Origin of the sequence: Pseudovibrio sp. W74 (assembly GCF_001623085.1) — a bacterium.
GTDB lineage: Bacteria > Pseudomonadota > Alphaproteobacteria > Rhizobiales > Stappiaceae > Pseudovibrio.
On sequence record NZ_LMCJ01000044.1, the window covers coordinates 1 to 7932 of the forward strand.

Genomic DNA, 7932 nt, shown 5'->3' on the forward strand with positions numbered 1-7932 from the left:
CTTGCGACTTGCTCCATCGCTCACTCCTATCGTCGTGACCATGAGCCAAAACACTCCACTACTCAAACCCACCCATCTGTCCGGAAAACTTCAATGGCGAGCAATTTATCATTTGTTTTTCAATTAGCTAGTCTACAAACGCTTAATACTGCCTAGCAGCTTTCTCAGAATGATAACGAGGTGTACGACATCAAACGACGTCATGTAGCGCTCAAAATGCATACGATTGTTCATGTGGTAACTTTGCAGCTCTTCTACATACCCGCGCGCAAGTCCTCAGAACGTTATCCTATGATTGCGTAAACTATCAGAACTATCGCGGTAACCTCAATTTTTGTTAAAGGATTGGATGCGATCAAGTTGTAAAAAGCTCGAGATCATTTGCGCTCACCTCTTGGCTGGGTTTGGAAACTGAAAACTACCAAGCTGATGCTCGGCAAAACATGGGTTATTAGGTTGATCTAGCTCATTTGGAAAAGTGCGGGTGCATGGAGAGAACTGAAACAAATCGCGACGTAAGAATGTGACTTCCAGAACAGGTGGAACTGCATAGCCACCTATAATACGCAATGCAGCATTGTTATTACCATGAACATGCACAGCTTGATGACTCTTGAAGAGTTTATTCAGTCCTGCTAGAGCCTTTCGGTACCAAAACAGCTTATAAACTTTGTGCAGATCATGGAGCTCTACAAGTATCTGAGAAAACTTCTGCAACTCATTCATTTCAAGATCCGCAAAAACTTCCCATTCGTCACCTTCAATGTCCATCTTCAATAAGATGTTGTCTGTGTCTTGGTGCCTATTATTTTGAAGCTCGTGCTTGAGGCAGGTCATTCGCTCATCTATTTGGTGAGAGCTCGTAATGCCTTTTTTGCTGTAGTTAAAGCTTTCATGGTGATGGGGGAGACAATCAATCGTGTGATCATATTGGTAAACTTTACAGCCGTGACTGGCCATCTCTAAATCCCAAGAAACGTCACGATTAATCCCCAAAGAGTACGCAACTTTCTCATAGGGTTTGGGCGGGACCATAATGTAACCTCCGTCAAAAGCACGCCCAACGCGGGTGAGACAACACCCGTCAACGTCCATCGGGCTTAGCCGGCAGAGGAGCGTCTCCACCATTTCTTGGGCTGTTTTTGACATTTCTGGCTTTTCAATTGGGCGAGCCTTTTTACCTTCGATGACGGATAAGCGTTTTTCCAATTGAGTGAGACGCTTGTTGAAGAGTGCAAATTCTTGCTTATTATCGCCTGTTACAGAATGCCCGATCAAAGCCTCTTTAAGATCATGGTTTGACATTTTATATAGACTCTTTGATTTTGGCAATCGTTGCCATAGACGCTTGATAGATACGAGAAGTAGTGTCTGCAACTTCGGCTCAAGACTAATAAAGATGAATGTTTTTATGTGCTGGTAAAACGCAGTTTATGACATAGTTTTTTTCTCTTTGAGGGTTGTGGCGATACCTGCCGGTTGCTTCCAAAAGACTCAATCCTTCACGTACAATGTGTCTAGATCGGTTGAAATCGAATCCAACCAGCGAAAGTTCTGCAAGCTTTGTTTGGCGCAAAAACTCGAGCCAAATGATGCCTGATGTTGGTTCTGCGGAAAGTTTCTTTTGCAATTTTTGCGTATAGATACTCGGTAAGCGCCGCACCTTGTAATCTAAAATGAACTTGGATGAAAAGTGGTATAGACTCGGATTTGGTGCAACGTTTTGAGTATTAAAAATTGGCGCAAAGAATGTTTGCCTTGCGCGGTCTGCTGTTGAGCATGACCATATGTCTGATTTAATACCAACAGCTGGGACTGCCGTGTACTCCATCAAAATATCCATTGGTGCATTGGGGTCTAAAATGGTGTAATCCTCTGCTTGACTGGAACGCCCATCAGTAAATACTCCGTAGATGTATTTTTCGCACTCCTGATCAACCGTCATGCCTTTTTTTAGGATGTAGGGGCATCCAAGATTCATTCTGATAACAATGTCATGATGGTCAATAAAATCTGCAGCATTGCTCTCAAGTAGTTTTCCTGCATTTCCGACGAGGCAGACGCGTTTCCCAGTCAATACATCCGTTTGAAAATACGGCATAAGCAGGCCTTTTGAGAGATTGACTGCCTCGTGGTAGTATTTTTTTTGTATTAATTTCTTCACCTTCTTTAAAGGTCTTTGAGATTTGTCTACAAAATTAGAAAAAGAAGAGCCAAATGAATTTGTTTTCTTGAACTCAACCTTTTTTGCTCGGACTGAGGCGAGCTTCATTTCATTCTGATAAAAGTGGTAGACTGGGTTCTCTATTGGCTGAGCTGACCCATCATTTACAAGTATACTATCAAAATAAGTTTCATCTAGCTTAAAGCTTACATGATAGAGAAACCATGAAAGAAACTGGTCATACCGCTTCGTGCGTAGATCTGAGGTTTCTGAGACGGCATGGTCATAGGAAGTCAGAAGGCCTTTGTCTTGCACTGATGAGACAGCTTGATCATAAATGGCTCGACCGAAAGCAATAACAGGTTTGCCTAGTAACATTGCTTCCAGACCCACGCCGCTGTTAATTACAGCCACGCATTTGGCCTTGGCCAGCACATCGTGAATATGTCCAGAATTTGAAAATAGCAGATGTTCGCCCTGCCATGTTTTCCTAATTTTCTCGTAAAAGTTAGTTAGGTCCAAAGGGTGTTTACGGAACAATATTTTAAGGTTTTGCTTCTCAGCCAGCTTCGCCATATCTTCGACAAAATCTTCTAATGTGCAATTGGCATGTAATGTCAGTGCTTCGTCTTCAGGAACTTGCAGGATAGCAAGAATATCAAACTCAGGTATAGCCTGGTGGTTTTGATCTTTTTGATGTGCCTTGGTTTTCTTCTGAGATTTTAGCTCAGCTTTAAATTCTTCCAGTCGAGGATCAATAGAGAATTTCTTAAAAGTATCAGAATTTGACCAGCTTGCTGCGGGGCCCCAACCAGTCGGTGAGCAAGTAAATATCTCTGGTAGACACTCCTGCATATAGAAAGTGGCATTATCAACTGGAAGCTGCTCATGCGTTTTGTGGGGAATAAAAAGTTGCTCAGCAAAATGGAGCCTATCGATCAGTTCCTGAGTTACTTCCCACTGTGCAACAGGTAAAATTCTAGCTGGGCCATCGGCAGACTGCGTGGGCTGGGATATCAGGCGTGCCATAGCCCGCCATCCAATTCGTCCAGGACGAGACAATCGAAAAATGCGAATTCGAAAGCTGTTATCATCTAACGGCTGTTTAGTTCCAATGTCTTGAAGTGGAGACAATACAAATCTCTTTGGTACGCTTTTCGTGAACTCGATCTTTCTTTTCAGATCAGAAAGTTGCTTTGCTTCGCCTTTCGCCTGACTAAGTGAGCGGCGTAAAATACGCGAGTTCTCCCGTAGGGTCTTATCGCGGTAATACTCTGGAATACATGCTGTTTTGAGTTTTCTACCTTCTTTGAGAATAGCTTTCTTGATAAGGTTTACTTCGGAAACTGGATCTTGTGTGTTTATGGGAGTAATGTGACTTTTTATAAACTCTAAAAGCCGAAAGGTTTTGGGTGAATGTTTTAGCCAAAGAGGCTGGGGGTAGGCCACGCGATGCCCGCCTTCTTTAAGACGGATGGTATGTACTCCCAAATCACAGTCTTGTAAGACCGCAGGCAATAGCGTCAGGTCTTCAACAACAGTAAAATCAATCCTTAAAATCAACAGAGTATGCTTCGAACGGCCTGATAACCAACTCGCAGCATCGTACAAGGCTGTCTCATTGTTGCTGGTGATATAATCTGAAGCGAATTCAAACTTGTAAACTGTGGTGGCATAAAGTTGTTGGCTCACCTTTTGTAAAAGCTCATGAGCTTTTTCATCTTTGTCCGAAATTCCAATTACAACACGGAGGCCTGGTGAACAAGCTTCGCAACTGCGTAGAAACTGCTCACCGGTTGCAAGAAAATCCTGACCGTTACAAACAATCAATATCTGCCAGAAACTGTGATCTGGTTTATCAAAACCAAGGCGTTGAATAGAATGATACACAAATAGCTCCTGCGTGTGCCGCCAACGGTTAAGTCACATTGGTGTCATCTAATACTTACTAAAATAAGCTATACTGCAGAAAACGAGGAAGCTTGCGTGCAAAAGATAGTGTATCACGTTCTCTGCTCCTTCCCTCAATTTTGCGATCTCCTTTCAGGTGATCAACATATTTACCCAATGCGCTTCGAATAAAAATATGCCCCGTTTGCCATCTGCTCCCTAGCTTCTTGAAGGTTGCTTTATTAGTCTGCTCTATTTCTTGAACATTTTCCCAGAAAATGAAACTGTCGTGACTTTCTTTGAATGTAAGAAATTCACCAGAAAGGTAAATCTGCTCAAACCTATCGGCAAAGCTCAAAATCTCAGGGTGCTTCAGATTGTAACCTACCCAGCCACATTCAGGGTATCCTCGTCGGTTGAGATATGCAGCCAACTGCCCCCTCTTAGGGGCTATCTTGTCGAGAAATCTTTCTGGTATCTGTGTGTGTGTGACGGTATCAGCGTCTAGCCATATCAATTGATCAAAGGCTCCCCTGCAACGACGAATTGCATCCGTCACTGCGAAGACTTTGTTCGAAAATCGGTAAGCATCCCACCGAAAATTCCCCGTTTGCTTGGGGATGATTGGATTGGTGCCGTTGGCAAAAGGGTTATCACGATAGGAAGCTTTAAATTGCTGAAGTTTTGGTAGAACCACCAAAGGGTCTAACAATTGCAATCTTGCCTCAGAAAAGCCGACGGACGTCATTTCTGGGTAAACCATCATCGAAACTGTATCAGGCCACTTTTTCAAGAAACTTTCAATACATCGTTTGCCATATTGCTGAAATCCAAATTCATGAAAAGTAGTAACGACACAATGTTTCATAGCTATCTTTACGCTGGAACTGGCTAGAATTTTTCAATCTGTTGCGCAGGAAGCATGCGCTTTTTGTATTGTTCTCAATCTTGGAAGTAATCGCAATCTTTGAAATCTTCGAAGTAGGCACTACTAATTGTGTAATGTACAACACCAGCATCGTGATCATACTCATACATATCAACCAGATGGTCTCACACTAACGGGAGTGACCCGATCTCTTCATCAGTTGCTAGCCATATAGGTTGGCGGAGCTTCAAACCGCTATGAGTGTTTACATATTCAAGTATCAGTGATTTACAGCGCGCATTAATGAACAGCATGAGGCTGGAAATGAACAGCATGAGGCTGGATCAGTTTTTCCTCATACTTAGCCTGAAAATTTCCAAGGAACTCGGAGGTTTCCTCTAGTTGATAACTATACATACAACACATAACAGCATATCGAGCATAGCGGAGAGCCCAAAGTTCTGCAATATTTCTGCGGAAAATCATGTCGCAATCCATAAACAAGCTCGATCCCTTGTAATCAGAGAGATCGGGTGTGAGAAAGTGACTGAAAGAGAATTCCGTTGATTGAAGAGGATGTGATACGCGGTGAAAATTTCTTCTAGTGAAGGTTTCACAATCAGACGAAGTGTATGATAGGCAACGTTCTCGTGGCTGTCGTAGCCAATGAAGATGCAAGGAATAGACAAAATCATGAAACTCGACTCCGCTGATTAAATGTTACCTTTCACAAACTAACTTGAACGATTTATTTGGGAATTTAAATAACAAGATTTATTAGTCGCAGTTTATGTCTTGTTCATCATTATTACGTCCAACTGCGGAAAATCTGTCTGACCAACCTCAAGTAACTAACCCGGCAACCGAGATCTCACCTAGTCTTAACGCATCAAAGACAACCCAGTTCTACAACACTCAGACTGATAATGATCACTAGAATCAGGATGTGAAATTGTTTCACCTTGTTTTCTTTTTTTTGGGGAAGGGGAATTAAGATATTCTTATGGTCTTCAGCGTCATTCCCACCCTTAATATTTACAACGCCAATTATTAAAATAAAATTGCAGGCATAATAAATACATTTTAGCTACCTATAAAAACGTTCATACGTAAATTCATTACCCTAAAAAATGAAGTAGCACAATAAGACTGTCATGAATCAATTTATACTAATAATAAACTTGGCGGATGCGATGTCGCCAATAGCCATTTTGAGCCGTTCGTACTTAACTGTTCATTACACACGCAAGAAAATCCTGTCCAGGCGATAGGCATTTCCCGTGCACTTGCTTGAGCTCGTGATAAATCGGTTTAACTATATTCACTTATCCTAGCTCAAACATGATGCACAACCGATAAAGTTATCGCTTTCGGGGGATTTTGAAAGATCCCTTCCGCTGCTAGATTTAAATAGAAACCTTAGCAGAGGACGGCATGACAAAACCAACCATTAGGTTTTTACCAAATGACTCACGCAATGAACGATCCGTTTGGTTGCAGAAACATAGAAACAATGTCGTCACGAAATATGGTGAAGACGGAATTATCGAGAAAATCTTCGACGTTATTGGCATTAAGAACAAAACCCTTTGCGATATCGGAGCATCTGATGGCAAGCACCACAGCAACTCCTACAATTTAATCACAAACAACGGTTGGCGGGGCATTCTCTTTGAGCCTGCTCGGGATCGATGCAAGCGACTAAATAAACTCTATCAACGCAATCAGAAAGTTGAGATATTGCAGAGCTATGTTGGCTTGGATACGGAAAGTAATCTCGACTACTATCTGAAGCAGTTGAAAGTGCCTGTCCCTAAGAACTTCGACTTTCTTTCCATCGATATTGACGGGTGCGACGTTCATGTTTGGAACGACATCCAACAACACCGCCCACGCGTTGTTTGTATTGAGTTCAACCCGCTTGTTCCATTGGATGTATATTTGCTTCAAGCAAAAAGTCTCGCAGTCAATAATGGCAACTCGCTACTTGCTATCTATTCGGAAGCACAAAAAAACGGATACGAGCTCGTTGCGACCACAAAGCTAAATGCATTTTTTGTTGATCGCCCTTACTTTAGCGAGTTCAACATTCCAGACAACTCCCCGATAGCAATGCATTTTTTGGGTGATCTAGAAACAAAGATCGCCATGAGTTATGATGGCCATTTGTTTCTTGTGGGGAATTCATCACACCCTTGGAAACGATATGAAATCAGTGAGGAGCAAATTCAAATCCTGCCTCCTGAATATCGAAAATTTAAAAATGAAACGAAAGTTTTTTTTCCTTTAGAAAAGGAAGTAACCCAAAAGCCTGAGAAACTTGGTAAAATCAAACACACTGTTAAGTTAGGCCTCAAAAGCTTTAGGGACTTTTTGCAGACAAAGATATGGGGTTAGTCACGCAGGCTTGCCGCTCTGAAAGATATTAACGCAAAGACGTGCTCCAGCTTACTAAACAGGTGAATTTGAATTTTGATTTAAGCTGCCGTCGGAACCCTACGGGGAATATCAAATCAAAGCTGACAAGTCATGGCAACATGTAGTTTACGCTTTATAGTCTCGATGCAAACTCTTGAGTTCGCCATTGAAGTTTTCCGGACAGATGGGTGGGTTTGAGTAGTGGAGTGTTTTGGCTCATGGTCACGACGATAGGAGTGAGCGATGGAGCAAGTCGCAAGGACTGCCAGCGCTACAGCGGGAAGACGGTGAAAGACATTCAGCACAAGACCCGCAAGCGCTATTCCACCGAAGACAAGATCTGTATCGTTCCTACCGGACTATGCAGCAAAGACAGCATTGCTTAACTGCGCCGACAGGAAGGGATTTAGCAAGGGCTCCACTACAGTTGGTCTAAGGGGTTCCTTTGAAGCTGACAAGAAGCGCCTTGCTGGTAATACAGCTCGACAGGCGAGGTTTTAAGCAGTTGGTACTCGATGTCTCTGGCTGCAAGCAGTCAAAAGTCTAGCACCAACCGTGCCTGCTTTCCGATAACGGTAGTTCCTACATCTCT

At 42.6% G+C, this 7932-nt stretch carries 5 protein-coding genes and 1 pseudogene; 2 read left to right on the plus strand and 4 right to left on the minus strand.

The genetic code is table 11. From position 1 onward, the window contains the following. Positions 1-387 precede the first annotated feature (387 nt). From PsW74_RS20100 to PsW74_RS29895, 4 genes and pseudogenes are all read right to left on the minus strand, one after another. Entirely contained in the window at positions 388-1305 is a 918-nt protein-coding gene (locus PsW74_RS20100) for an FkbM family methyltransferase (RefSeq protein ID WP_063290525.1), read from the minus strand. A gap of 85 nt (positions 1306-1390) precedes the next feature. Beyond that, a complete protein-coding gene (locus PsW74_RS20105) occupies positions 1391-4054 on the minus strand; it encodes a glycosyltransferase family 29 protein (RefSeq protein ID WP_063290526.1) in 2664 nt (887 codons plus the stop codon). Positions 4055-4112: 58 nt separating this feature from the next. Then, the gene (locus PsW74_RS20110) at positions 4113-4922 is read right to left on the minus strand and encodes a hypothetical protein (RefSeq protein WP_063290527.1); all 810 of its coding nucleotides are present in this window, start codon (positions 4920-4922) and stop codon (positions 4113-4115) included. Between the two features lie 74 nt (positions 4923-4996). Continuing rightward, a pseudogene (locus tag PsW74_RS29895) lies at positions 4997-5617 on the minus strand (glycosyltransferase). A 739-nt stretch (positions 5618-6356) separates the two neighbouring features. Between PsW74_RS29895 and PsW74_RS20120 the strand changes: the two are divergent. Both PsW74_RS20120 and PsW74_RS28940 read left to right on the plus strand, forming a co-directional pair. Then, a complete protein-coding gene (locus PsW74_RS20120) occupies positions 6357-7319 on the plus strand; it encodes a hypothetical protein (protein ID WP_063290528.1) in 963 nt (320 codons plus the stop codon). A gap of 239 nt (positions 7320-7558) precedes the next feature. Next, on the plus strand, positions 7559-7726 hold the full coding sequence (locus PsW74_RS28940; RefSeq protein ID WP_193775958.1) for a hypothetical protein: 168 nt from the start codon (positions 7559-7561) through the stop codon (positions 7724-7726). Positions 7727-7932 lie beyond the last annotated feature (206 nt).

What these genes read in the sequence shown, in the direction of transcription:
- PsW74_RS20100 (WP_063290525.1), bottom strand. Translation starts at nt 1,305, where the DNA reads ATGTCAAACCATGATCTTAAAGAGGCTTTGATCGGGCATTCTGTAACA.
- PsW74_RS20110 (WP_063290527.1), bottom strand. Translation starts at nt 4,922, where the DNA reads ATGAAACATTGTGTCGTTACTACTTTTCATGAATTTGGATTTCAGCAA.
- PsW74_RS20120 (WP_063290528.1), top strand. Translation starts at nt 6,357, where the DNA reads ATGACAAAACCAACCATTAGGTTTTTACCAAATGACTCACGCAATGAA.
- PsW74_RS28940 (WP_193775958.1), top strand. Translation starts at nt 7,559, where the DNA reads ATGGTCACGACGATAGGAGTGAGCGATGGAGCAAGTCGCAAGGACTGC.